Origin of the sequence: Limosilactobacillus reuteri, from assembly GCF_020785355.1 — a bacterium.
In the GTDB taxonomy this organism is placed as follows: domain Bacteria; phylum Bacillota; class Bacilli; order Lactobacillales; family Lactobacillaceae; genus Limosilactobacillus; species Limosilactobacillus reuteri_I.
The window spans coordinates 48,891-74,064 of the sequence record NZ_JAJGVH010000074.1 but is presented as its reverse complement, the minus strand read 5'-3'; the positions used below and the strand labels follow the sequence as shown (position 1 = coordinate 74,064).

General features: G+C 39.3%; 23 protein-coding genes and 1 tRNA gene. 17 read left to right on the top strand and 7 right to left on the bottom strand.

Going from position 1 to position 25,174, the window contains the following annotated elements; genetic code table 11:
• Positions 1 to 82: 82 nt before the first annotated feature.
• The 8 genes from LMB56_RS06100 (at position 83) to LMB56_RS06065 (ending at position 9,367) form a co-directional block, all read left to right on the top strand.
• Complete coding sequence (locus LMB56_RS06100) at positions 83 to 1,477, top strand: flavocytochrome c (protein ID WP_122481538.1); 1,395 nt, start codon at positions 83 to 85, stop codon at positions 1,475 to 1,477.
• Positions 1,478 to 1,549: 72 nt separating this feature from the next.
• Positions 1,550 to 2,971: an anion permease gene (locus LMB56_RS06095; RefSeq protein ID WP_003674937.1), complete on the top strand. Its 1,422-nt coding sequence runs from the start codon at positions 1,550 to 1,552 to the stop codon at positions 2,969 to 2,971.
• A gap of 166 nt (positions 2,972 to 3,137) precedes the next feature.
• Positions 3,138 to 4,025: a LysR family transcriptional regulator gene (locus LMB56_RS06090; protein WP_003664640.1), complete on the top strand. Its 888-nt coding sequence runs from the start codon at positions 3,138 to 3,140 to the stop codon at positions 4,023 to 4,025.
• Positions 4,026 to 4,080: 55 nt separating this feature from the next.
• Complete coding sequence (locus LMB56_RS06085; protein WP_229283542.1) at positions 4,081 to 5,448, top strand: threonine/serine exporter family protein; 1,368 nt, start codon at positions 4,081 to 4,083, stop codon at positions 5,446 to 5,448.
• Positions 5,449 to 5,460: 12 nt separating this feature from the next.
• Positions 5,461 to 6,114, top strand: a complete 654-nt coding sequence (locus LMB56_RS06080; protein WP_229282108.1) for a uracil-DNA glycosylase — start codon at positions 5,461 to 5,463, stop codon at positions 6,112 to 6,114.
• 76 nt (positions 6,115 to 6,190) lie between these two features.
• Complete coding sequence (locus LMB56_RS06075) at positions 6,191 to 7,750, top strand: MFS transporter (protein ID WP_229283543.1); 1,560 nt, start codon at positions 6,191 to 6,193, stop codon at positions 7,748 to 7,750.
• 48 nt (positions 7,751 to 7,798) lie between these two features.
• On the top strand, positions 7,799 to 8,782 hold the full coding sequence (locus LMB56_RS06070) for an alpha/beta hydrolase fold domain-containing protein (protein ID WP_229279123.1): 984 nt from the start codon (positions 7,799 to 7,801) through the stop codon (positions 8,780 to 8,782).
• Between the two features lie 12 nt (positions 8,783 to 8,794).
• Complete coding sequence (locus LMB56_RS06065; RefSeq protein ID WP_229283544.1) at positions 8,795 to 9,367, top strand: DJ-1 family glyoxalase III; 573 nt, start codon at positions 8,795 to 8,797, stop codon at positions 9,365 to 9,367.
• A 59-nt stretch (positions 9,368 to 9,426) separates the two neighbouring features.
• On the opposite strand, the gene mprF is transcribed toward LMB56_RS06065, so the two are convergent.
• On the bottom strand, positions 9,427 to 12,012 hold the full coding sequence (mprF, locus tag LMB56_RS06060; protein ID WP_229283545.1) for a bifunctional lysylphosphatidylglycerol flippase/synthetase MprF: 2,586 nt from the start codon (positions 12,010 to 12,012) through the stop codon (positions 9,427 to 9,429).
• Positions 12,013 to 12,166: 154 nt separating this feature from the next.
• Here mprF and LMB56_RS06055 point away from each other — a divergent pair.
• Positions 12,167 to 12,241, top strand: a tRNA-Asp gene (locus LMB56_RS06055).
• A gap of 77 nt (positions 12,242 to 12,318) precedes the next feature.
• A complete protein-coding gene (locus LMB56_RS06050; protein ID WP_229283546.1) occupies positions 12,319 to 13,191 on the top strand; it encodes an RluA family pseudouridine synthase in 873 nt (290 codons plus the stop codon).
• Between the two features lie 48 nt (positions 13,192 to 13,239).
• Here LMB56_RS06050 and LMB56_RS06045 read toward each other — a convergent pair whose 3' ends face one another.
• Complete coding sequence (locus LMB56_RS06045) at positions 13,240 to 13,968, bottom strand: DUF4811 domain-containing protein (RefSeq protein ID WP_229277672.1); 729 nt, start codon at positions 13,966 to 13,968, stop codon at positions 13,240 to 13,242.
• Positions 13,968 to 15,476: an MDR family MFS transporter gene (locus tag LMB56_RS06040; RefSeq protein WP_003668833.1), complete on the bottom strand. Its 1,509-nt coding sequence runs from the start codon at positions 15,474 to 15,476 to the stop codon at positions 13,968 to 13,970. Before LMB56_RS06040 ends, LMB56_RS06045 begins: the two co-directional genes overlap by 1 nt.
• 132 nt (positions 15,477 to 15,608) lie before the next feature.
• On the opposite strand from LMB56_RS06040, the gene LMB56_RS06035 reads away from it, so the two are divergent.
• The 4 genes from LMB56_RS06035 to LMB56_RS06020 all read left to right on the top strand — a co-directional run bounded on the left by LMB56_RS06035 (position 15,609) and on the right by LMB56_RS06020 (position 19,865).
• Positions 15,609 to 16,055, top strand: a complete 447-nt coding sequence (locus LMB56_RS06035) for a MerR family transcriptional regulator (RefSeq protein ID WP_035161615.1) — start codon at positions 15,609 to 15,611, stop codon at positions 16,053 to 16,055.
• A gap of 78 nt (positions 16,056 to 16,133) precedes the next feature.
• Positions 16,134 to 16,481, top strand: a complete 348-nt coding sequence (locus LMB56_RS06030) for a DUF3368 domain-containing protein (RefSeq protein WP_229273943.1) — start codon at positions 16,134 to 16,136, stop codon at positions 16,479 to 16,481.
• A gap of 192 nt (positions 16,482 to 16,673) precedes the next feature.
• Complete coding sequence (gene rnjA / locus LMB56_RS06025; protein WP_122481524.1) at positions 16,674 to 18,530, top strand: ribonuclease J1; 1,857 nt, start codon at positions 16,674 to 16,676, stop codon at positions 18,528 to 18,530.
• Positions 18,531 to 18,677: 147 nt separating this feature from the next.
• A complete protein-coding gene (locus LMB56_RS06020) occupies positions 18,678 to 19,865 on the top strand; it encodes a CPBP family intramembrane glutamic endopeptidase (RefSeq protein WP_122481523.1) in 1,188 nt (395 codons plus the stop codon).
• A gap of 47 nt (positions 19,866 to 19,912) precedes the next feature.
• On the opposite strand, the gene LMB56_RS06015 is transcribed toward LMB56_RS06020, so the two are convergent.
• The 4 genes from LMB56_RS06015 to LMB56_RS06000 are packed head-to-tail and all read right to left on the bottom strand — an operon-like array spanning position 19,913 to position 22,800.
• Positions 19,913 to 20,566 carry an amino acid ABC transporter permease gene (locus LMB56_RS06015; RefSeq protein ID WP_003674923.1) on the bottom strand — a complete coding sequence of 218 codons (654 nt, stop codon included), beginning with the start codon at positions 20,564 to 20,566 and terminating at the stop codon, positions 19,913 to 19,915.
• A 12-nt stretch (positions 20,567 to 20,578) separates the two neighbouring features.
• A complete protein-coding gene (locus tag LMB56_RS06010) occupies positions 20,579 to 21,217 on the bottom strand; it encodes an amino acid ABC transporter permease (protein WP_003664618.1) in 639 nt (212 codons plus the stop codon).
• Positions 21,217 to 22,047, bottom strand: a complete 831-nt coding sequence (locus tag LMB56_RS06005) for a transporter substrate-binding domain-containing protein (RefSeq protein ID WP_228341968.1) — start codon at positions 22,045 to 22,047, stop codon at positions 21,217 to 21,219. The genes LMB56_RS06010 and LMB56_RS06005 overlap by 1 nt, the downstream gene beginning before the upstream one ends.
• 12 nt (positions 22,048 to 22,059) lie before the next feature.
• The gene (locus tag LMB56_RS06000) at positions 22,060 to 22,800 is read right to left on the bottom strand and encodes an amino acid ABC transporter ATP-binding protein (protein ID WP_003674920.1); all 741 of its coding nucleotides are present in this window, start codon (positions 22,798 to 22,800) and stop codon (positions 22,060 to 22,062) included.
• A 277-nt stretch (positions 22,801 to 23,077) separates the two neighbouring features.
• On the opposite strand from LMB56_RS06000, the gene LMB56_RS05995 reads away from it, so the two are divergent.
• The 3 genes from LMB56_RS05995 (at position 23,078) to LMB56_RS05985 (ending at position 25,147) form a co-directional block, all read left to right on the top strand.
• Positions 23,078 to 23,554, top strand: coding sequence for a universal stress protein (locus tag LMB56_RS05995; RefSeq protein WP_065533243.1), 477 nt, complete (start codon positions 23,078 to 23,080; stop codon positions 23,552 to 23,554).
• A gap of 202 nt (positions 23,555 to 23,756) precedes the next feature.
• Positions 23,757 to 24,440 (top strand): VIT1/CCC1 transporter family protein, encoded by a 684-nt coding sequence (locus LMB56_RS05990; RefSeq protein WP_035157206.1) that lies wholly within the window; start codon positions 23,757 to 23,759, stop codon positions 24,438 to 24,440.
• Between the two features lie 14 nt (positions 24,441 to 24,454).
• Positions 24,455 to 25,147 (top strand): VIT1/CCC1 transporter family protein, encoded by a 693-nt coding sequence (locus LMB56_RS05985; RefSeq protein WP_035157203.1) that lies wholly within the window; start codon positions 24,455 to 24,457, stop codon positions 25,145 to 25,147.
• Positions 25,148 to 25,174: the final 27 nt, after the last annotated feature.

The window sequence follows — 25,174 nt, the reverse complement described above, 5'->3', positions numbered from 1 at the left end:
AAATAAGCAATAAAAAGAACTTGTTCCACTCTTTTTGACTGTTAATGTATTTAAAATTAAGAATTAAAAGGAGAGCAATATCATGGCTGAAAAATTCCAACCATTATCTGTAAGTAAATTAGATAATGATTACGATGTTATTGTAATTGGTTCTGGTGGAACAGGTCTTTCCGCAGCAATTCAAGCAAACGAATTGGGAATGAAGACGGTTGTTCTTGAAAAGGAAGAAGAACTTGGGGGAAATACCAACCGAGCTTCTTCAGGAATGAATGCCGCTGAAACCAACGTGCAATTACAACATGGAGTAATTGATAACGTTGCTGACTTTTACCACGAAACATACAAAGATGGTGGACGTCTAAACGATAAGGATATGCTAGGTTACTTTGTATATCATACAGCCCCAGCAATCGACTGGTTAGCTGATCATGGGATTAAGCTTGATGACATTACAATTACTGGTGGAATGTCTCGTAAGCGTACTCACCGTCCAGCAAGTATGGCGCCAATTGGTGGTTTCTTAGTAAAGAGTTTATTGGAAGTTGTTCAAAAGGAAAACATTCCAGTATTTAATAAGGTTAAAGTTAACAAGCTCTTACAAGATGATGAAGGTAAGGTAATCGGTGTTGAAGCTAATGCTGATGGCCTGATTAAAACCATTCACGCAAAGGCTGTTATCTTAGCTACTGGTGGATTCGGTGCTTCTAAGGAATACATGAAGCGGTTCCGCCCAGACCTTGCTGATTACAAGACTACCAACCAACCAGGAGCAACTGGTGATGGTTTGAAGCTTGCTGAAGGCGTTGGCGGTGAATTAATGCAAATGGACCTTGTGCAAGTTCACCCAACTGTTCAACAAGATAACCCTCATGTTTACTTAATTGGTGAAGCTGTCCGTGGTGAAGGGGCAATTATGGTTAACGCTGAAGGTAACCGGTTTGTTAACGAATTGAATACCCGAAAGATTTGTGCCAATGCAATTACTTCCCTTCCAGAACACAGTGCTTACTTGATTTTTGATCAAGGTATTCGTGATCATGTTAAGGCAATTGAATTCTACGATAAAGTCGGTCTTGTTGTTCATGGTGATACGATTGAAGATCTTGCAAAGAACCTCAACATGGATCCTGAGAACTTGAAGAAGACAGTTGCCACATGGAATGAAGCTGTTGAAAATCATGATGATAAAGAATTCCATCGGACAACAGGAATGGATCGTGGAATTACTAAGCCAGGATTCTTCGCAATTCATATTGCACCTGCAATTCACTACACTATGGGTGGTATTCATATTAATACAAAGACTCAAGTGCTTGATGGTAATGGGGATGTAATCAAGGGATTATATGCTGCAGGTGAAGTTGCTGGTGGTTTGCATGGTAATAACCGTGTTGGTGGTAACTCAATTGCAGAAACAATTGTCTTTGGACGTCAAGCAGGTCAACAAGTAACTGTTTACGCCCGTGGCTTAAAGTAAAAAATAATGGGCAGTGAGAAACTGCCTAGAGCAATTATCAATTAATTACTTAACTATATAAGGGATAAGGAAATGAAAAAATTAGAAAGTGTAAATTATAAGGGGTTCATTTGGCCTGTTATTATTGGCTTGATTTTATGGTTTATGACTCCTATTAAACCGGCTGCCGTTCCAGTTGCTGGTTGGCATATGTTTGCTTTGTTTGTTGCTACAATCATTGCATGTATTACCCGTCCACTTCCAATTGGTGGTGTTTCAATTATTGCTTTTGCTTTAACTGTTTTAACAAAAACAGTTCCAATGGAAAAAGCAATTGTTGGTTTTGGGAATGCATCGATTTGGATGATCGCAATGGCCTTCTTCATTGCCCGGGGATTCATTAAGACCGGACTTGGTCGGCGGATTGCATTGAACTTTGTTAAGGCATTTGGTAAGCGGACTTTAGGACTTGCTTACTCCTTGATCGGTGTTGATTTGATTTTAGCGCCAGCTACACCAAGTAACACTGCGCGTGCTGGTGGTGTTTTGTACCCAATCATTGAATCATTGTCTCAATCATTTGGTTCAGATCCTAAGAAGGGAACAGAACGTAAGATTGGTTCTTTCTTGATTTTTGCTGAATATCATGGTGATATGATTACTGCAGCAATGTTTATGACAGCCATGGCCGCTAACCCATTGGTTCAAACACTTGCCAAGAGTAATGGTGTAAACATTACTTGGGTTGGTTGGTTCTTAGCTGCCTTGGTACCAGGGATTATTTCCTTAATCATTGTTCCATGGTTGATCTACAAAATGTATCCACCTGAAATTAAGGAAACTCCTAATGCTAAGCAATGGGCAGAAGACGAACTCTCTAAAATGGGAGCAATGACTTTACCAGAAAAATTAATGGCTGTTATCTTTGTTATTGCCTTAGTTCTCTGGATTGTCGGAAGTTTTATCGGGATCGATGCAACACTTGCTGCATTTATCGCATTAGGGTTGTTACTCTTATGTGGTGTGTTAAGTTGGCAAGATGTTCTTCATGAAACGGGAGCTTGGAACACTTTGACATGGTTCTCTGTTCTTGTTATGATGGCCGGTCAATTGACGACTTTAGGATTTATTCCATGGTTGAGTAAGACTGTTGGTAACTCGCTTCACGGTATGAACTGGATTTTGGTATTAGTGATCTTAATTATTGCTTACTTCTACTCACATTACCTATTTGCTAGTTCTACTGCTCACGTAACTGCAATGTATAGTGCATTCTTGGCTGTTGCTATTTCAGCTCATGTTCCACCAATGCTTGCAGCTTTGATGCTTGGTTTCTTCGGTAACTTAATGGCATCTACTACTCACTACGCTTCTGGTCCAGCTCCTGTTCTCTTTGGTTCAGGTTATGTTCCACAATCGAAGTGGTGGTCATTAAACTTTGTCCTTGGTATTTTCTACCTTGTCGTATGGATCGGTATTGGTAGTCTTTGGATGAAAGTTATTGGAATGTGGTAAAAATTTATCTTAAAAGAAAACTACTTGGTGAAATTTGCCAAGTAGTTTTTTTGTTAGGCCAAAGATGAATACAAGCATTATAAGAATATTCAGAATCTTAATTGCAAATGAATACTTAATTGACGTAAGATAAAGATATTATTTCGACATAGAAAGGGTTAAGACGATGAATACTCGTGATTTGCAATACTTTGCCATGTTAGTTAAATTAAAAAATTATACGCAAGTAGCAAAGTATTTTAATGTTTCTCAACCTAGTATTACCCAGGCAATTCGTCGCCTTGAGCAAGAATTTGACACAAAATTAGTGCGCAAAGATCGTGTTCATAGGGATGAAATGATTACGCGCAGTGGGCAGTTACTATATGAAAAAGCGTTGGCGATAAATAAAAAAATAGACATTGCCCATCAAGAAATAGCACGGTCCGATCAACGACAAATAAAATTCGGTCTTCCGCCAATCATTGGAAAAATGTATATTTCACACATTATCGGCAATCTTTCTAAGCAGCTTCTTCAACGAATAAAAATCGTTTCTGTGGGGTCTCATGAATTGCTAAGTGAATTACAAGCGGGAAAGATCGATATTGCCATGCTGGGTTCAATTGCGCCAATTGATCAAACCGGTATTTTTGCGGAATTAATAACTGCGCGACCATTTAGTATCATCGTAAGTGCTGATCATCCACTTGCAAAGAAAAAGGCGGTTAGTTTTCAAGACTTAACGAACGAAATCTTTATTAATTATGACCAGCAATATGTCCATAAAGCTGCCTTTCAAGCTTATTCTACCTATGCCCAAATTAATCCACAAACGGCAATTTATAAGGTACCAAATGTTTCCTGGATTAAAGAGTTAGTACGGCAAAATAAGGGAATTAGTTTGATGGTTAAAGATGCGGTAAAGGATGAACCGGGAATTGTCGCCCTCGATATTAAAGACCCAATTCCGGAAAAGTTTTTTATTTCGCTTGCCACACGGGAGGATTACATTTTAAGCGATGATGAACAGCAATTAATCACTAAATTAAAGGAAATCACTCCCGTCGCTTGACAGCCGCCGTATAATTAAATAGTTAAGAGAATTGATAAGAGGAGCTGGATGGGTTTTGAGTAAGGATAAAGAGATCTCAGCGAATGATTTTGAGCCGACTGAACATTTGTCTGATAAGCATCATATGGCGATTCCATGGCATGACTTTTTTACAAATGATAATTTCACCCCTGCGTATGAGGCTAATTTAGTAGAACGAGCAGCGATTGTCGGGCGAATTGGATTAATGATGCTGTCTTATGGAACGGGGGCATGGCGAGTTCGTGATTCAATGAATACAGTTGCCCGGACGTTGAAAATGACTTGTTCGGTCGATATTGGGTTAGTTTCCCTCGAATATACTTGTATGGACGCCCACCATAGTTACACGCAGGCAATATCTTTGCCAAGCACAAGTGTAAATACGACAAAACTTTCGCAGATGGAGCGATTTATTAAAGAATTTGATCAGAATGGGAGTGAGATGACAATTGGAGAAATCCACTCCCAGTTGGAAGAAATCGCTCACTCAAAAGGGAATTACGCTCCTTACCAAGTAGGACTAGCAGCTGCTCTGGCATGCAGCGCCTTCGTCTTTTTACTCGGTGGTGGACCAGTTGAAATGTTTTGTAGTTTTATCGGGGCTGGCCTCGGAAACTATGTCCGTCGTAAGATGATTGACCATCACATTACTTTATTTGCGGGAGTAGCGGTCGCGGTTGCAGTTGCGTGTCTTTCTTACCTGCTGGCTTTAAGTTTGATGCAATTAACGTTTAATGTAAGTTCGCGTCATGAAGCAGGGTATATCGGCGCAATGCTGTTTATTATTCCGGGATTTCCATTTATTACTAGTGGCCTTGATATTTCAAAACTTGATATGCGGTCTGGGCTTGAACGGATGACCTATGCAATCGCAATTATTACAGTTGCTACATTGGTTGGGTGGATTGTAGCATTAATGGTTAATCTCCGTCCTGAGAATTTTCAAGCATTGCCGCTATCTGCATTAATGCTCTTTTTACTCCGGCTGCCAGCCAGCTTTTGTGGAGTATTTGGCTTCTCAATAATGTTTAACAGTACGCCTAAAATGGCAGCTATTGCCGGTTGTATTGGTGCGATTGCCAATACCTTACGCTTAGAATTAACGGACTTGACCGGAATACCGGCAGGAGCAGCCGCATTTTTAGGGGCGTTAGTTGCTGGGTTATTGGCATCGATTGTTAAACGTAAAATTCAATATCCACAAATTTCAATCACGGTTCCATCGATTGTTATTATGGTCCCGGGACTTTATATGTATCGGGCAATGTATAATATCGGTTTAACTTCGATTAGTGTAGGAACGCTTTGGATGACCAAGGCGCTTATGATTGTTGTATTCTTGCCAATGGGATTGATCGCTGCTCGTATTCTTACAGATTCTAAGTGGCGACATAATGGATAGGAGATTGAGAACATGATTGCAGAATATCCGCCAACACTCCTGGCAGAGGTAAAAGAAAAAACAAAGGATCGACAATTAACAGGTTTTACTCCAGGTCAAGGACCACTTAATCCAGACTTGATGTTAGTAGGAGAGGCTCCTGGTCGTCACGAAGAAAAGGTAAATATTCCTTTTTCTGGTGCTTCCGGTCAAGAACTGATGAAATTGATTGAATCAATCGGATATTCGCGTTCAACCGTTTATATTACCAGTGTAGTTCGTCAACGGCCTTATAGTATTAAGAAAGCAGTCGATAAGAAGACGGGTGAAGTAATTGAAAAACACCCAAATCGGACGCCAACTAAAAAAGAAGTCTTAGCATTTGCCCCTTTGTTTGATTGGGAATTAGCTCAAGTTAAGCCGAAAATTATTGTTACGCTTGGCAATACGGCTTTACAACGGCTGCTTGGTAGTCAGGCTAATATTGGTAAGCTTCATGGGCAACTTCTCCACGAAAAAATTCAACGGACTAATGATGCGCATGATGGTTATGAGTTGACGACTGATAAGCATTGGATTATGCCGATGTATCATCCGGCCGCAGTACTCTATGCCCGCCGATTGGAGCCTACTATTAAAGCAGATTGGCAACAGTTAGGGCAGGATATTAAGAAAATGAAAAAATAACCATTATACTTTTTATGCCTAAGGTCGTATAATGGAAAACAGTTTGTAATTCAAGAGGATGGGACAACGCACTTAGATGCTCTGTTCCATCCTCTTTAGTACGGAGAGAATTAAAGGGGATGAAAAAGTGGAATTACAACAACGACGAACAATTGTTACTGGGGCGTTGTTACTATCTAACATCATGGCGGGGATGGATGGTACGATTGTAAATACGGCCTTGCCAGCTATTACCAGTGACCTTCATGGGTTGCAATATATGGGGTGGATCATCGCAACTTTTCTTTTGGGAATGGCTGTTGCAACCCCGTTATGGAGTAAGTTTGGTGAGCATAAGGGAAACAAGCAAGCCTATATTACTGCTACCTCCATGTTTTTAGTCGGAGCCATCTTTCAAGGATTAGCCCCTAATATTTTATGGTTTATTATCGCGCGAACTGTAATGGGAATTGGTGCTGGAGGAATGAATACAATCCCGTTTATCGTTTTTGCTGAATTGTACGACAACCTAAAAAAACGAGCTCAAGTATTGGGAATTGCCAGTGCTTGTTTTGGAACTGCTTCGATTATTGGTCCCCTCCTCGGTGGATGGATTGTTGACGCGTTGAGCTGGCACTGGGTTTTCTATGTTAATGTGCCGATTGCCTTAATTGCGATTACCATTATTAGTCTGTTCTATAAGAATGTGAAAAAGCAAGCTGCTGGTAAGCCGGTTGATTATCTTGGAGCGACTTTATTGGTAGTCAGTTTAGTAATGATTTTAGTAGCTGTTCAATTAATTGGTTCAGCTTCTGGCTTAGTAGTGGGCTGTTTATTAGTTGTTGGTCTCTTATTGCTTGGCGGAATGATAAAAGTTGACAGTAAGGCGGTCGACCCAATTGTTCCTAGCCGTCTGTTTAAAAATCGTGAACTAGTAATTGATTTTACTTTGTTCGTCATAATTTGGGGTTCCTTTATTGCATTTGTCACTTATATTCCAATGTGGGCTCAGGGAATTTTAGGTTTAAGTGCGCTGCTTGGCGGAATGACGCAAATTCCAGGGGCGGTTACTAACTTTATTGGTTCAGAATTAGTGCCAGTATTACAGGAACGATGGGGAAAATACTGGATTGTTACCTGTGGTGCGGCTTCAATTTTTATTGCCTATTTAGGAATAATGATTGGGGGACAAAAAACACCATTCTGGCTTATTTTATTCATGGGTGCTTTTGAAGGATTTGGTGTTGGTCTTGTCTTTAATATTTTACAGATTAATGTTCAAACAGATGCTGAATTACGGGATGTGCCAATTGCTACTTCACTCGGATACTTATTGCGAATTTTGAGTCAGACCCTTATGTCCGCGGTGTATGGAGTTATTCTTAACCAAGAGCTATTCCAGGGTGTTCAAACGCACCACGGAATTACCTTAAGAATGCTAAATAAATTATCCAATGCCCAAACTGCTAGTAGTCTTCCAGATAAGCTTTTACCAACCCTGCGTACGATTCTTTATAATGGGTATCGCGACATTATCATTGCGGCAGTGATTTTAATCGTTATTGCTTTAGTTTTAGTTGTGGTTTTAGGCTGGCAAAACCATTGTCATCAACGCGAGCTAATGGCTTTAGGTAATCTTAAAGACACAAAATCTTAAATCATGATAGGATAATAGTAAGATTTTAAATGAGGAGCGATCGTTTCAGTGGAGAAAATAAAGAAATTTAATACTCAAATTGCTAGTCATTTGGCTAATAATCTTGAGAATAGTTTGCGAGAGTTACGACGATGTGGTGCTCATCGTTCTAGTAAAGCAACCTTTACTGAAATGGGAATTCAATTAAGTGGATTTAAAAACGATCTTGCAGAAAATAATAAGTTTAATGCCTTGGTGGGGAACGCATGGGTTGACAACGAGGCTGATTACTACTTGCCTGCTGCTGTAATGACGGTTGATGTTCAGCGTCAAGAACAGGAAGTAACAACATATGTCTTAAATAATCACGGAAATAATCAACGAGTAATCATGTATCTAACCGGGGGAGCCTATATTCAGCGTCCCGATAAGACTCATTGGCAATATTTAAATCGGTTGGCAATCGCCACGGATGCGAAGATTTATGTCCCGATTTATTCGTTGGTTCCGCATGCTACTTACCGTACTGCCTACCAAGAAATTGCTAGTCTTTATAGTAAAATTTATACCCTTATGCCTGCTAGTAAAGTAACTATTATGGGCGATTCAGCTGGTGGAGGATTAGCAGCTGGCTTTTGTGAATATCTTGGTAAAAAGGGGCTTCCACAGCCTGGTCACCTCATCTTATTTTCTCCTTGGCTCGATCTTGACCTCACAAATCCCCTCATTAGCAAATATGAGGATAAAGATGTTACACTAGCAGTGAACGGTTTACGAAAAATTGGTACGATGTGGGCCGGTGATACAGATCATCAAGACTATCGCTTAAGTCCCTTATATGGGAATCTTGATCAGTTGCGCGATGTGACTGTTTTTGTAGGGACAAGGGAAATAATGTATCCTGATGTGACCTTGTTTGTTCAAAAATTGCGTGACGCTGGGATTACTGTAAACTCATATACGGGTCGTGGACTGTTTCATATTTACCCGCTTTATCAAATTCCAGAAGCAAAGGGTGTAATGAAACGGGTAGTTGCAACAATTAATAATTGATGGGGTGATATTTTGGCTAAAGTTGCTGTAGTGTTTGCACCAGGTTGTGAAGAAGTAGAAGGACTTACAATTGTGGACGTTCTCCGGCGAATGGGGATTGAAGCCACAATGGTCGGACTAGAGGATCTTCATGTTCCTGGCGCTCACGGAATTGAATTAACTTGTGATGAGGTAATGAGTGATCGGCTCCTCGATTATGATGTGGTGGCCTTTCCTGGTGGTCGCGGGGGTGCCCAAAAGCTTCGCGATAATGATAGGTTGATGAAATTGATGCAAAAACGCAACGCAGAAAATAAGTGGGATGCCGCAATGTGTGCTGCTCCGATTGCCTTGGCTCGGTATGGTTTGCTTGATAATCATAACTATACTTGTTTCCCGGGAATTAACGAGGAAATTGCTAAGGTAGCCCCAACAGCAAATTTTGAAGAGGACATTACGGTTGTTGATAATGACGGAAAAATCATTACCAGTCGTGGCCCCGCAACTGCCTTAGCCTTTGCTTATCAGATTGCAGAGGTATTAGGATACAACACTGATAAGATTAAGCATGAGATGCTATATGATTATTTGATGGATCAAAAATAGGCGAAAAAAGTAAAGAGGGTGAGGAAAAACGGAAAAGTTTTTCCTCACCCTTAATTATATTATTTAATCAACCACCAGAAGATTGAACGGTGGTTTTGCTGATCAACACGTTGGTTAACGACACTAACTAAAATCATCATTGTGGCAATGATTGAATTCTTCTTACGGAAGGCAGTATAACGTGAATACCAAACTGTCGCATATTTATCCTTGTATCGCCGTAATCCTTGAAAGCCATACAAATGATATCCATATTCATAAATGAAGTGTGCAGCTTTTTCTTCAATAAAGCTAAATTGATACTCCCCGACATTTGAAAGAGGCGCCATTCCGAGGTCAAAGTAGGTATAGCCGTTTTCCTGACCATACTGGAACATACTGATGAAAATTTTATCCATTATTCCAGAAGGGGCATCTTTGCTATGACGCATGAGGTCAATTGTTAAAATCTTTTTACCCCCTGTCGGCATAAACGTTGCAAAGGCGACCATTTTGCCTTCCTTATCACGGATAATACCAACAGGTGCTTGATTAATATAGTAGGAGTCAAAGAAACCGAGAGAGAATCCTTTTTCTGTTTCGTTTCCTAACCAGCTATCGGAGACTTGTTTCATCTCTTGCATTAATTCTTTACTAAATGGTGGCTTTTCAACAGAGAAGGTATAGCCTTCACGATCAAATTTATGCATCAATGCTCGTTGTGATCGTTGTCGCTTACCAGCAAGCGTAAAGTCTGCCAGCTTAACGAGGCCAGTTTCACCGGTTTTAATAAAGTCGAAGCCAAATTCGTGAAGAAGCATTGTCATATCGCTGGAGACTTCATAAAAGACAAGCTGATAGCCATACTTATCAGCTTCTAAGACAAATTGTCGAAGAGCTGGTCGCCAACTATCCTTATCTCCAACTGGATCGCCCATTACGACCAAGCGATCATATTTACGGCGATACATGAAAAAGAGCTTATCATGATCGTCAACACTGTAATAGTAGATACTTTTATCTTTTAAGAAAGCGAGGTGACTAGTTTCATTTCCTCCATATTCTTTAATAACATTGCGGATCCGTTCAGCATCAAATACATTTGGGATATTGAACGGATCAGTCCCGGCCATAAAGTAACGCAGAATGATGAAAATTAATAAGAGGCCGAGGATTAATCCGAAGAGTCCAGAAATCCAAATCTTTTCACCAGGGAAAAATAGGAAATCAGGGATGTGATGCTTGCTGGAATATTGAGGAGCATTAATAACACCGACAATTACATAGAGGATACAAGCCCCAGCGAAGATAAAACTATCAATTGCGAATTTTCCAATTGAGTATTCCAATTTCTTCCGGTACAACACATGGCGAGAGAGCAAAACAAGTATCAAAACGATGACGAGGTAAATTGTTAAGCTCAATGTTCCCAGATTCCAAATGGTATTAGCAATTCCAATTACCAATAATATTAAAGTGGGAAGGTATGCTTTTTTCACCTTTGATTGAAGACCGCGGGCACAGGCAAGCATAGCAAGTGCAAATAAGATGGTTGTCAATTGGTGAAGGAAGAAGAAGGTATAGGGATAAAGGTGCGCAATAATTTTGTTTTGCGCTGTGATGTCTGGAATTGAGGCAGTAATAAGCATCAAAATTCCAGAAACATACATAAATGTTGTGATTAAATAGTAAGCAAGTTTGCGGACCATTAGTAATGGCAATCCGTCAAAGAACTGGTTAACTTGTGATGCCAGCGAATGCAAGAACATGAACCCAGCAATAATTAATGGAACGATGTAGTAAAAAATTCGGAATAATAATAGCCAGATAACAGAGGTAGTTTGGGAAACGCCAAGTAATGACAGTTCTAACATCATTAAAAGGTCAAACGAACCAAGCGCCCCCGGAATCATTGAGAGAACCCCGAGAACCTGGGCAACAACGTATAACGGCAGAACGCTAATAAGGTTATGCCGAACGCCTAGGCACCAACCGACTAATAAGAAGAAAAGTGCGACAAATAGCCATTCACAAGTTGAACTGGTAACTAAAAAGGTTCCTACTTTTGGCGTAATATCCTTAAATATTTTACTATTATGAATAACAGTAAAATAAAAAACGATTGGGAAATATAATCCGCCCCCCACAAGCCAAAGTGCGTATTGGTTAAAGTGGCCGCCATCGTGAAATACAAACATGATGATCAAAGCTACCCAACAAAGAACAGATAAACCAGAGAGTAAGAAAACAGCGATTTTAGAGATAGCAAGCAGAATCTCTTTCTTAGTTGCGTTCTTTCGATAGAAGTATGCTCGTAAAGTAGAACCAAGAATTCCGCCAAATCCGGCAATATTTGTTAAAGTGTTAGTAATCCATCCACAGCGAATAATATATGATTTCTTAAATTTCCCGGGTAATAAATGGGTGATTGCAAAATCATACCCCAACATGGGGATGACTGCGATGCATCCGGTAATTAGGAGTAGGATGATGCTTTCCCAAGACAGGTTTGCTAAGCCAACTCCTACTTCATGCCATTTAACTGTTTTAAAAAAGTTACCTAAAGCGAGAATAACAAAGACTAGGACTGAAGTTACGAACACTACTTTTATGACTTTTGAATACTTAGACCACCAGTTTAATAGGCGTTTGCCCAACTGCTGCATTAAAAACTCCTCCTTAATAATAGCTAGTACTTTCATTATAAACTATTGGGAATTTTTGCGGTATAGATAGGAAAAACGAAAAATCAAAAATAAATTACAAATTTTTGTTGACTAATTTTGAGAAATCTCGTATACTTTTATTTGTTGTCAAGTTGGTCCGTTGGTCTAGTTGGTTTAGGACGCATCCCTGTCACGGATGAGATCACGAGTTCGAGTCTCGTACGGACCGTTCAATATTAAAGAGCTGTGATTTAGGTCATTAGCTCTTTTTTTGTATCTTTTGCAATGTTGATGGAGGAAATTAAGATGGAAAATACGTGGATATACCGAGGAACCGAACCGATTAAAATAAAGAAATATCTTCAGTCATTGGGGATGGGACATCGTTTGTTTAACGATCTTAAAAACGGTGAAGGAGAATTTCTTGTTGATCATCGGAAGGTACGGCCAACAACTCAGATTCTTCCTAATCAGCCCTTAACCATTAAGGCTCAGCCAGAATTAGCTGATGATACTGTTGAAATTAGTAATGAGCCCTTAAATATTGTTTATGAAGATGATAATTGGTTGGTAGTAGATAAGCCAGCAGGTGTGACTTCTATCCCAGGACTAACAGTTCAAAATGATACAGTTTTAAATCGGGTAAAGGGATACTTAATCGCAAATAATTCTGCAGATCTCCGTCCTCATTTAATTACACGACTGGATCGCTTTACGGGGGGATTACTTCTTATCGCTAAGCATCATATTGCTTCCAGTATGATCAGTCAGCAAGTGCAGCAACATCAAATGCTGAAGGAATATACCGCTTTAGTAGAAGGACAGGTTATGGACGAGCATGGCGAGATTAACAAGCCGATTGGAAGAAAGGATGGGCAGGCTGCACGGGTAATTGACGAGAATGGGCAACGTGCTTTGACCGAGTATTGGGTTGAAGAACGAGGCGCAAAGTGGACACGAGTGCGGGTAAGGCTCCACACTGGACGCACACACCAGATTAGGGTTCATTTTGCCGCTATTGGTCATCCCCTAATTGGTGATCATCTTTATGGCGGCGATACTAGTAAATATGATCATCAGTTGCTTCATGCAAGTAAAATTAGCTTTAACGATCCTTTTACGCTTAAACAGATGACATTTACCTCAGAATTGCCACCAGTCTTTTCTGAATTAGATTAAATAAAAAAGTAGAGACTAGAGTTTAATTTTCTCTTAGTCTCTACTTTTTTACTTAACTTGTTTTAAAATTTGTTGAACGCTTTGGGCCTGAAATTCTTGTTCTGCTTGTGCTGATACTTCTTGAATTTGTTTAGCAGTCATGTTAGGATTCTTAGCCATTGCTGCTTGAACCTTTGATGTAACAAAAGCGCGTCCTTGTTCTGCTGCTTGTGCTTGTAATTTGGCTCCCGTAGCAGATTTAGCAACTCTGGCAAGTTTAGCTGCCTGACTCGTTGTGAGTTTAACATACATTCGTGGATATTCTAACACGTTAGTTCGCTTAACCAATGTATTGTTCATTCCTGACCATGCATATAGGACTTTATAAAAATCATTACGATATTGCCAGCGCGTCTCAGTTGTTACGAGCTGAGGGGTAGAACCATTAGTCCATTTAATTCGACTAGTGGTGTATTCGTTTGCTTGGGTATGGTTAGGCGTTTTTTGTTTAACTTTGGTGTTATAAATATAAACATCATCGCGGCCGCTTTTACCAACCGGTTGATAAATTGCCAGGGGCATTGAGGAATTTGAAGCAGAGTAAATACGCTTGGTGGTTGTTGTCGTAACTTTTTGCATTCCAAAATGGTGACTGTAATTTAGTGTCATCAAAAGAGTTGAGCCCACAAAGATAATTCCCGTGAGTGTAGCTAAAATAATTCGCAGGCTTTTTTGCTGAATAAACATCATGCAAGCAAAAAAGGCAAGTGCTCCTAGAAAAGTTAAAATAATAACCATTACTTCATCCCTCCTTTATCAGTTGGTTCTGCAATGTCTTCGCTATCAAGGCGGAGGTGAATTCCATTACCACTTGTAACAAAGAATGTAAGGAATAAACCAATGAGTGAGAAGGCGATTGCAAACCAGAATGCTGCATGGTACCCCATCAAAGTAGCATCAAACATCTTTGCTTTATATTGCAATGGGGATTGTGTCAGCAGTGAATGAGCAGGTCGATTGCTATTAGTAATATTTGTCAAAACAGAGATCATGATCGCTGTTCCCACAGAAGTAGCGACTTGACGAATGGTATTGTTAACAGCTGTACCGTGCGAGATTAAATTGTAAGGAAGAGAATTCATTCCGGCCGTAGTAACTGGCATCATTACCATCGAAATACCAAACATTCGGACTGCATATAAGAAGACAATATAAATAGTTGGGGTATCACGAGTAATAAAGGCAAAAGGAATTGTTCCAACAGTTAAGATAAACATTCCCGTAAAGGCTAAGCGCTTAGCACCGTGACGGTCAAATAAGTTCCCAGTAATTGGACTCATAATTCCCATGAAAAGGGCTCCAAATAAAAGGGTAAGACCTGAATGGAAGGCGGACATTCCATGAATGATTTGAAGGTAAAGAGGGATGACGAATTCCACCCCAACCATTGCCATCATTACAATTGAACTAAGGATAGTTGCGAGGGAGAATTCTTTGCTTTCAAAGACCTTGAATTCAAGGAACGGATCGTCTAGCTTGTTTTGACGCATGATTAGAATTCCAACTAAAATCACCCCAATGATAATGGTTGAAAGGACAACTGGATCTGTCCACCCCTTATCACCGACACTTGAGAATCCGTAAAGCATGCTCCCAAATCCTAATGTTGAAATAACAACAGAAAGCCAGTCAAGATGCGGCTTTTTATTAGGAATAACATTTTTAACTGCAAAAAAACTAACAATGATAACTAAAGCAGTAATGGGGGCGATCATTCCGAAAAGCCACCGCCAGCTATAACTATCGATAACCCATCCAGATAGAGCTGGACCGATTGCTGGGGCTAATCCAATAACTAAGCCGTTTACTCCCATCGCAGCACCACGTTTCTCAGGAGGATAAACAGTCAGCATAATATTTTGCATTAGGGGCATGTTAATTCCTACTCCGACCGCTTGGATAAGACGACCGGCTAATAAAACGGCAAACGATGGAGCAATCCATGCTAAGATTGTCCCAACTTCAAAGGTTGACATAGCAATGATAAAAAGACTTTTAGTATTAAAACGACTGGTTAAATAGGCACTTACGGGGATCATAATCCCATTAACCATTAAGAAACCAGTAGTTAACCACTGAACTGTGGCAGTACTAATATTAAAAGCATCCATTAATGCGGGAAAGGCTGTTGAAAGAATAGTTTGGTTTAAAATGGTACAAAAAGCTCCAATTAATAGGACGAAGATCATTAAGGAACGATTATAAGTTTGACCATTAATATCAACAGGTTGTTGCTCTTGATTCACTAATAGAATCCTCCTTTACGTTTTTTACAATGTGAAAAATATAATACTATTCGATATCTTTGTCAAATAATTTGACAAAGATATCGAATTTTTGGTAATTTATGATTGAAATATACACTTTGGAGGAAAATAATGGATCCGCTTTCTGAAAAAATTAGAAAAATGATCGCTAGTAAACAATTAAAGATTAGTATGAGTGAAGTAGCACGTGTAACTGGTGTCTCTACTAGTCAACTAAGATACTGGGAGAAAAAGGGTTATATTAAATCGGAACAAGATGAGCAGAATAAAAATCACTATTTTAGTTTTCCAACAATTTTTCAGGTATTAACGATTAAAGTATTTTTGGATCAAGGTTTTACTTTAGCGATGGCTGTAAAAAAGGAACGAAAACGGCGCGAGCTTCATAAGATTTTTACTCGTTTTATTACTGATGGCATCAAAGAAGTAGAACAAACCGGGGAAGATAGTGGAGAAGTTAAGCTGGGCTCATTAGCTGAAGATTCCACAAAAGAAGTATATGCAGTGATTAATGGTGATAAGACTAGTCTTCGTATTCGGGATCGGAAAGAAAATTAACGGATAATAAACTTTGTGTTAAGGTTAGAATGTAGAGGATAACCAAAGTAAATTAATTTGAGAAAGGAAGAATAACAATTGGCTACAACAGGTTTGAGTTATAGTGAGTTAAGCGAGGATGCTAAAGAAGTTGCCCTTAATTCATTTATTAATTTTTATGTTGATCAATATCGTAGGGGCAGTTTAGAGATCCTTAGCTCACAAGTATCAAATGAACTAATGGCTACAATTAATCAAATCTTGCGCGATAATGCGTTTATGGGTCATCAAGAATTAGTTAATGTAAGCACGCGGCTAAGTAAACCAGCTTATCAAAAAATTTTAACAGCGTTGCCTAATGTTAAATTTTATAAAGATGGGGAACCAGTTGTTGATTGGATGAAGGCTTGGGAACAAAAAGAGGAACAGCTACCAGAAGAAGATTAGGCAATTACTACCTTCAATTTTGTAGATGTGGTAAAATAATAGTTAGTTTTACGTACGGATTAAATAATTAAGATTAAGTGCCAATATTAAAATGAATATCAATAACCGACCTTGCCAAAACAAAGCGGTTCTTTTGGCTTACTTAAATTCCGTTAATTAACATGATAAAAAATCTATAAAAGGAAAGGTATTATGACAAAATTAAAGATTAAAAACAATGAAGTTGCCTTTTACGCCATGGGTGGTCTTGGTGAAATTGGTAAAAATATGTATTGTGTACAATTCCAAGATGAAATTATTGTTATTGACTGTGGAGTTTTATTCCCCGAAGATGAATTACTAGGGGTAGATTACGTAATTCAAAACTATGATTACCTCATTGAAAATAAAGATAAGATTAAGGGAATCTTTATCACACACGGTCACGAAGACCACATTGGAGGATTACCATTCTTCTTACAAAAGGTCAATGCGCCTATTTATGCTGGACCTTTTGCAATGTCATTAATTAAAGGGAAACTGGAAGAAAAACACTTGCTAAGAAATGCTGAATTGCATGAAATTAATGAATTTGATGAAGTTCATTTTAAGAAGTTATGGGTGAGCTTCTTCCGTACGACCCACTCAATTCCTGACACTTTGGGAATTGCTGTTCATACTCCTCAAGGAACAATTGTCCAGACTGGTGACTTTAAGTTTGATTTAACACCAGTTGGTAATTTACCAGGTCCTAATCTTCAACAAATGGCTAAATTAGGGGATGATGGGGTTCTCCTCCTAACGTCAGATAGTACAAACGCTGAACGACCAGAATTTACAAAGTCTGAACGCTGGGTTGATATCCATATTCGCCGGATCTTTGAACGAATTAAGGGACGCATTATCTTTGCTTCATTTGCATCTAATGTTTATCGGTTGCGTGAAGCATCTGATGCTGCGATTGCACAAGGTCGAAAGATTGCGGTTTTTGGTCGCAGTATGGAAAATGCAATCACTGCTGGTCAAGAATTAGGTTACCTTAACATTCCTAAAGATTCGCTTATTGATCAAAATGAAATTAACAATTACCCACCAGAGAAAGTATTGATCATGTGTACTGGGTCGCAGGGTGAACCAATGGCAGCCCTTAGTCGGATTGCTAATGGTACTCACCGTCAAATTACTATTCAGCCAGAAGATACAGTTGTCTTCTCTAGTAACCCAATTCCGGGAAATACTACTAGTGTTAATGCCCTTATCAATAAGCTTGAAGAAAGCGGGGCTAATGTAATTCACGGGTATGTTAATAATATCCACACATCAGGACACGGTGGTCAAGTCGATGAAGAATTTATGCTACGGTTAATGAAGCCTAAGTTCTTCGCGCCGGTTCACGGTGAATACCGAATGCAAAAAATTCACACCAAGTTAGCTGAGATGACTGGTGTGCCAGAGGAAAATAGCTTTGTCCTTGCAAATGGGGATGTTTTAGCTCTTACGAAAGACTCTTGTCGAGTGGCGGACCATATTGATAGTGTTAGTGATGTTTATATTGATGGTCGTGATGCAGGAGATACAGTTGGAAATCCAGAAATTCGCGAACGGCGCTTACTTTCAGAAGAAGGTGTCGTAACAGCGATTGCAGTTGTCGACTTAAAGGATTACCAAATTGTTGCGGGGCCTGATATTGTTTCGCGTGGCTTTGTTTATATGCATGAGTCACAAGAGCTGATTAAGGCAGCCAATCATGAAGTATTCTGGGCGATCCTTAATACATTTAAGAATCACAAACACATTGATCAACGGGTATTAAACCGGACAATTATCAGTCGTTTGCAAAAATTGCTTTATGATCGCACTGGTCGTCGTCCTGTGATTATTCCGATGGTGACAATCTTGAACGGCAATAATCGTTCAGAAAATCAACACTATCGTCGACCAAACAATAAAAATAATCAAGCACATAAAAGCGAACGACAAAATAATCATTCCCACCGGAAATCTCAGCAACATTCTAAAAAGAAGAATGGCAAAGAGAAACAACCAGTTGCAACTGGAAACACAAAATAAACAATAAAAGAACTTGCGGTTTTTTTGCCTGCAAGTTCTTTTGTGGTTTAAACTAAAAAAAGAAGATTTGTTCTTAAAACTAAGGAGATTGTTTGGTATGATCATATTTAGCAATTATTTTATATTTCCCAGAGAGGATGAGGAAAAATGACCGGAAACGATTATCTAAGGATCTGGTACCGGGTTCAAATTGGGGCGACCCTGGTCATTTTAGCGATGATGATGATTCGTAATTATGAATTTAATCGTCAGACCGTTGCATTAGCATTATTGATCATGGTTATTATTTTAGGAATTGGTTTAGTCTTTGAACTCTTGCCTAATGTGTCCTTGCTAGTTAAGAAGTTGAATGCATGGCTGCAGGTAATTGCCCAGCCGATAATTTTAGTGTTTGCCTGGGATGTAATGGTTCGAGAAATTATTGTTCTATTACATTTACCATCCCGGGGCGTTGTGACAATGATGATTTTTTATTACTTTATAATGTTTGCACCCTTTGCAAGCGTAATTGGTGAGTTCATGCATTGGAGCATCGAACGACTAATCTTTATTGCCTGGTTAGCTCAGGTGGTTTTCACGCCATTGATTGCCTTACCAACAGACTTGGTTGATAACCACTTCTTATTATTAGCATTATCCACTGGTGCAGTTGGCGCAGTTGCTTTCTTTATTCTTACGACAACTGTTATGCGGACGTGGCATTTATCATGGCCAGGATTAAAACCACACTGGAGCGGTGATTTTAATTGGGGGATATTTGCTGGATTAGTTGTTGTTGATATTATCTTTATGGCCTTAAATACGGGAGAAATGCCAAGGCTCCACCGTGCTAATTGGGATTTTACCCTTTCGGCGTTTGAAGCTGCGGTAATGGAAGAGACCTTATTCCGTTTTGCTATTCTGGGCATCTTATTTTATGCTTGGCGCAATGTTAAGCAACGCCTTCCGTTGGCATTGGCAACGAGTTCAATTTTATTCGGAATTGTTCATCTTACCAACTATGGCCCTCAAGAATGGTCAATGACTGTTTTACAAGCAGTTAGCGCAGCTGGTATTGGACTATTTTTTGCAACCGTTTATGTTTATACTGGTCAATTGTGGCTAGCAATGTTAATGCACTTCTTATTAGATTGGACGGCATTTATTGCTTCTGATTCAACGTTGATGACTGGCAAAGTAACAGTTCAGGATTGGATTGGGACGGGAATTGAATTAGTAGTATTTATTGGAATTGCCGTTTGGATGATGTTTGGACAACGACGTCAAGTGATGGAACGACATGTTAATCGCTTAACGGGAGAGCATCAACGGTTTGATTTTATGATTCAGTATTAAAAAATGGCGAGATTAGAAAAGTTTTCTAGTCTCGCCATTTTTAATATTCAGGCAATGTGTTTATGCAAATAACGTGCAAACAATGATAATGAGTAGCAGACAATAAAGTATAGGACTGCTAAAGCAACGAACATTGGAATAATATAATTTGTGTTTTGTCCATAGATGATTTGGGCGTGGTACATTAACTCTGGCAAGACAATAATTGTTGCTAGTGATGTATCCTTGACCAAGGAAATGAACTGGCTAACGAGGGCCGGCATCATATTCTTAATCGCCTGTGGTAAGACAATAATTCGTAAAGCTTGCCACTTAGTTAATCCGTTAGCTAATGCCCCTTCCGTTTGACCATAATCAATCGAATTTATTCCTGAGCGAACAATTTCAGCAACCATTGCCGATTCGAAAATTGAAAGTGCCATAATTGCAGCCGGAATAATTTCTGGTTTGATTCCGATATTCGGGAGACCAAAGTAGGTGAAGAAAATTATTAGCAGGAGGGGGAGATTACGGATAATATCGATAATGAAACCCACAATTGCTGATAAGTATTTGATGTTAGCGTAACGAATAATTCCGAGAAAAGTTCCTAAAATAAAGCTGATTATAATTGAAATTACGGAAACTTCAATTGTAATCCAAAGTCCTTCTAGGAGGAAACGGATATTAATCCATGAATACGCGTCAATAAAGTTTTGCATTGATCATCCCTCCTAGGCTAATTTCTTTTCAAGGTGTCGCATATAATAACTCAACGGAAGCGTGATGATGAGGTACATGATCCCGACAATGAAATACGTGGGCATAGTTGCTAAGGTATCGTTTGCAATTAGATTTCCCTGGTACATAAGATCAAAGCCAGCGACAAAGGCAAGGACCGATGAGTTTTTAACCAAGTTGATAAATTGATTGCCAAGTGGTGGAATAACAACGCGAAATGCTTGTGGTAAAACAATGTAGCGCATCGCTTGTCCATAGGTAAGTCCATTGGCGAGGGCTCCTTCCATTTGGCCAGGATCAATTGAATTAATTCCAGCACGGACGGTCTCAGCAATAAAGGCGGACGTATAAAGAGTTAAGCCAATTGTTCCCGCAGTAAACCCATTAATTTTAACAATATACATTGGAATGATCAGGAAAAAAGCCATTGTAATTACCAATAATGGAATATTCCGAAAGACCTCCACATAGACATGACCAATTATTTTAACAACACGGTGTTGCGAAATCTCGAGAAGAGCAAAAAAGGTTCCGATAATGAGGCTCCCAATTAATGCGATAAGGCTACACAGAATAGTATTCCAGAGGCCGGTTAAAAGGGGATGCCACTCATTTATAATTAAATTTAACATTAGCGTTTCATCTCCTGATAATTAAATCCTTTAACATTGCCAAACCATTTAAGAAGAAGACGGTTGTAGGTTCCATCCTTTTCAACTTCTCTTAACGCCCAGTTTAATTTATTACGAAAACGCGTTTGATTTTTGTTAACGGCGATTCCATAAGGTTCTTTAGTAAAGTTACCGCCGACAACTTCATAACCTGGATTTTCAGCTGCCATCCCATAGAGGATCCCATTATCAGTGGTAAGGGCATCTCCCTGCTTGGATTTAAGGGCCGTCATTGCTTGAGCGTAGTCAGATAATTGAAGAACGCGTGCTTTAGGAGCAAACCTCGCAACGTTTTTAACTGAATTTGATCCAGAAACACCAAGAATTACAGCGCCTCGTCGATTTAAATCGTTGATGTTTTTGATCGGACTTCCTTTCCTGACAAGGAGAGATTGACCAGCATCAAAGTAAGAATGGGTAAAATCAACTTGCTTTTCCCGTTCAGGAGTGATCGTCATGGTTGCCATTATTGCATCAATATTACCGTTTTTAAGGAGTGGCACCCGGGTTCCGCTAGTTACAGGAACAAAAATTGGTTTTCCCTGTGGGCCGAGAATCTTTTTGGTAATAGCTGTTGCGAGATCAATTTCAAATCCTTCTAGCTTCCCTGTCCGGATATTTTCCAGTCCAAAGAGACGAGTATCTGCTTTTACTCCCCAGGTAATTCGTTGACTACGCATATCCTCAGTCAGGACATCTTTTTTTGCAATTGAGGTACCACAGGCAGAAAGGGTAAGGAGGGTGATAAAGAGGAGGGCGCTAAGACTAATTAATCGCCAATACTTTTTCATTGTAATTCCTCCTTAGTGACCACTGATCTTACTCATAAATTCGCGAGCACGCTCTGTAGAAGGCTGGTCGCCAAAGAATTTTTCAGTTGAATCGTCTTCTAAGATCCGACCATCTGCCATAAAAATAACCCGGTCAGCAACTGCTCGTGCAAAGCCCATTTCGTGGGTCACCACTAACATCGTCATGTTGGAGTTTTTAGCGATATCTTTCATAACGTCTAAAACATCATCAATCATTTCCGGATCAAGAGCACTTGTTGGTTCATCGAATAGGAGGCACTTAGGCTTCATGGCCAGACTGCGGGCAATCGCAATTCGTTGTTTTTGCCCTCCAGATAGCTGAGCAGGCATACTTTCAGCCTTATTTGCAAGGCCAACTTTATCAAGCAGTTTCATTGCTAACTCTCGGTTCTCGTCTTCTGGGCGTTTTAATACGATTCGTGGTGCAAGCATGATGTTTTCGATAACACTCTTATTGTTATATAAGTTAAAGTGTTGAAAGACCATCCCAACATCTTTTCGAATTAAATTAACATTGGTCTTCTTATCAGCAAGGTCAAAGCCATTAACGATTAATTGACCGTCTCTAATAGGATCTAAACCATTAACAGTCCGGATTAAACTACTTTTTCCCGAACCAGATGGTCCAATTAAAACAACCGTTTCACCAGCTTCGATTGTTAAATTAATATCTTTTAATGCATGAAACTTACCATAATATTTTTGTACATTATGAAATTCAATCATTGACATGAAATAATTAACCCCCGTTTCGTTATATTATCAAGAAGTAAGTAACTTTTATTATATCGATTGTTCTATAAGTCGTCAAAATGAGAATTGTGTAGAAGTGAATTTGAAAAAATAATTATAAAATTCTTTAATAAATCACTTTTATTTTAGGAAGACCGAAATAATTATTTACAAAATCGAGATAAGTAGTAACATAAGGAGTGAAGAATATGACTTAACGAAGAGGAGCGAGTAATGCTTCATCGTTAAAGTGTAGAACATAGGGAGGAGAATACTAATGTTCGAAATAAAGCCAAAGAAGTTCAAGAAGATCCTCGTTGGTGTTGACGATGCACCAGATGCCCGTGCCGCTTTCTCATACGCGGTTGATAAGGCGAAACGTGATGGCTCAGCGCTAGGAATTGTCTCAATTCTTGAAACTGATCGGGTAAATGTATATCAAATCTTAGATAAGGATTACGTTCATAGCAGCGAAGACGAATTGCGTCAGCGGGTAAATGAATATGTCCAAGCAGCAATTGATTACGGTGTAGATCCAGAAAAGATTACGGCAATTGTTGATCGTGGTGAACGGCCAGCTGAGCGGATTTGTAATCACGTTATTCCTGCTTTCCAACCGGATTTATTAGTTGTTGGTTCAATTGGTAAGAAGGGTAATCGTAAAGCGGTTGGTTCCCAGGCATCATACATGGCTCGCCATGCTGGAACATCAGTATTTGTTATTCGGACAAATACTGTTCAGGCTTATGAATAAATAATTTAATTTTTGAGCTACTGTGTTTTGGCAGTTTACAATTTAAATTAGTAAAGAGGTTGGATTATTTTCCCAGCCTCTTTTTACATGAAAATATAATTTTTAATGATTCTAATATAGGATACCATTTGAAGATTATTTGGTTGTTTTTACTCACCTCTATGTTATAATGATTCTAAATTAAAAGAGGGAAGGGATAAATGTGTCCAAGAAAAAGATGTCACTAGCACAAAAGGTAAATGTCCTGCGTGCGAGTGTGATGGGGGCTAATGATGGGATTATTTCAATTGCCGGAATTGTTATCGGGGTAGCAGCGGCAACGAGTAATGCCCGTTCCATCTTAATTGCAGGTTTGTCGGGAACACTTGCCGGTATGATTTCAATGTGTATGGGGGAGTATGTCTCGGTTTCAACCCAAAAGGACTCACAAAAAATGGCTTTGATTAGTGAAAAGCAACGTCTTCAAAATCAATACCAGCATGAATTTGACTATGTCCAAAAGAAATATGAAGCTCAAGACATCGATCCGCAACTAGCTAAACAAGCGACGAAAGAATTAATGGAAAAAGATGCTTTAGGGACAACTGTTCAAGAGCGCTATGGCTTTAATCCCAATGAGTTTACAAGCCCATATGCTGCGGCAATTGCTTCCTTTATATCTTTTCCAACCGGTTCAATTTTACCGATGGTGGCGGTTACCGTTTCCCCCGCAAACGTTCGAATTTTAGCAACCGCAATTGCAGTTCTGATTGCCTTGTTAATTACTGGTTATTTTGCGGCAGTTTTAGGAAAATCTAACCGAATTAAGTCAATGATCAGAAATGCAGTTGCTGGATTGTTAACAATGGGAGTTACATACCTGATTGGACAATTATTTGCACGGTAGGGAGATGAGATTAAATGAGTATTAAGGTGAAAAAACATCAGAAGCAAACAATGGAAGAAAAACTGAATACGTTACGAGCAGGGGTACTAGGTTCAAATGATGGCATTCTGACTGTTGTCGGTGTTTTGGTATCGGTAGCAGCAGCGACAAGTGACCGTTTTACTATCTTCATTGCTGGCTTATCTGATTTGCTTGCCTGTGCATTTTCAATGGCTTCTGGCGAATATGCCTCTGTATCTACTCAAAAGGATACGGAAAAAGCGGCCGTTGCTAAAGAAGAGCAGCTCTTAAAAACCGATTATGAAGGGGAACTTGCGGCAGTAAAAGACTATTATGTAAATAAAGGAGTTACCCCTGAAACATCGATCAAAATTGCTAAGGATCTCCTTAATAAAAAGCCCCTTGAGACGGTTGTTCGGATTAAGTATGATATTGAGCTTGGTCACTATCTTAACCCTTGGGATGCGGCATTTTCTTCTCTTTTTTCAGCAGCTGCTGGAGGCTTGATTCCGTTGATGGCGATGACTTTTGCTCCCGAAGCATATAAGTGGTATGCCGTGATTTTAGCGGTTGCTTTTACGAGCGCTCTAACCGGTTATATCAGTTCTAAGCTTGGTAACGGGCTTGTAAAAGTTGCAGTTATTCGAAATATTATTATTGGTTTGATTACGATTACGATTCACTATGGAGTTGGAAAATTATTTTAATTTATATAAAAAATTAGGAAGCAAGAG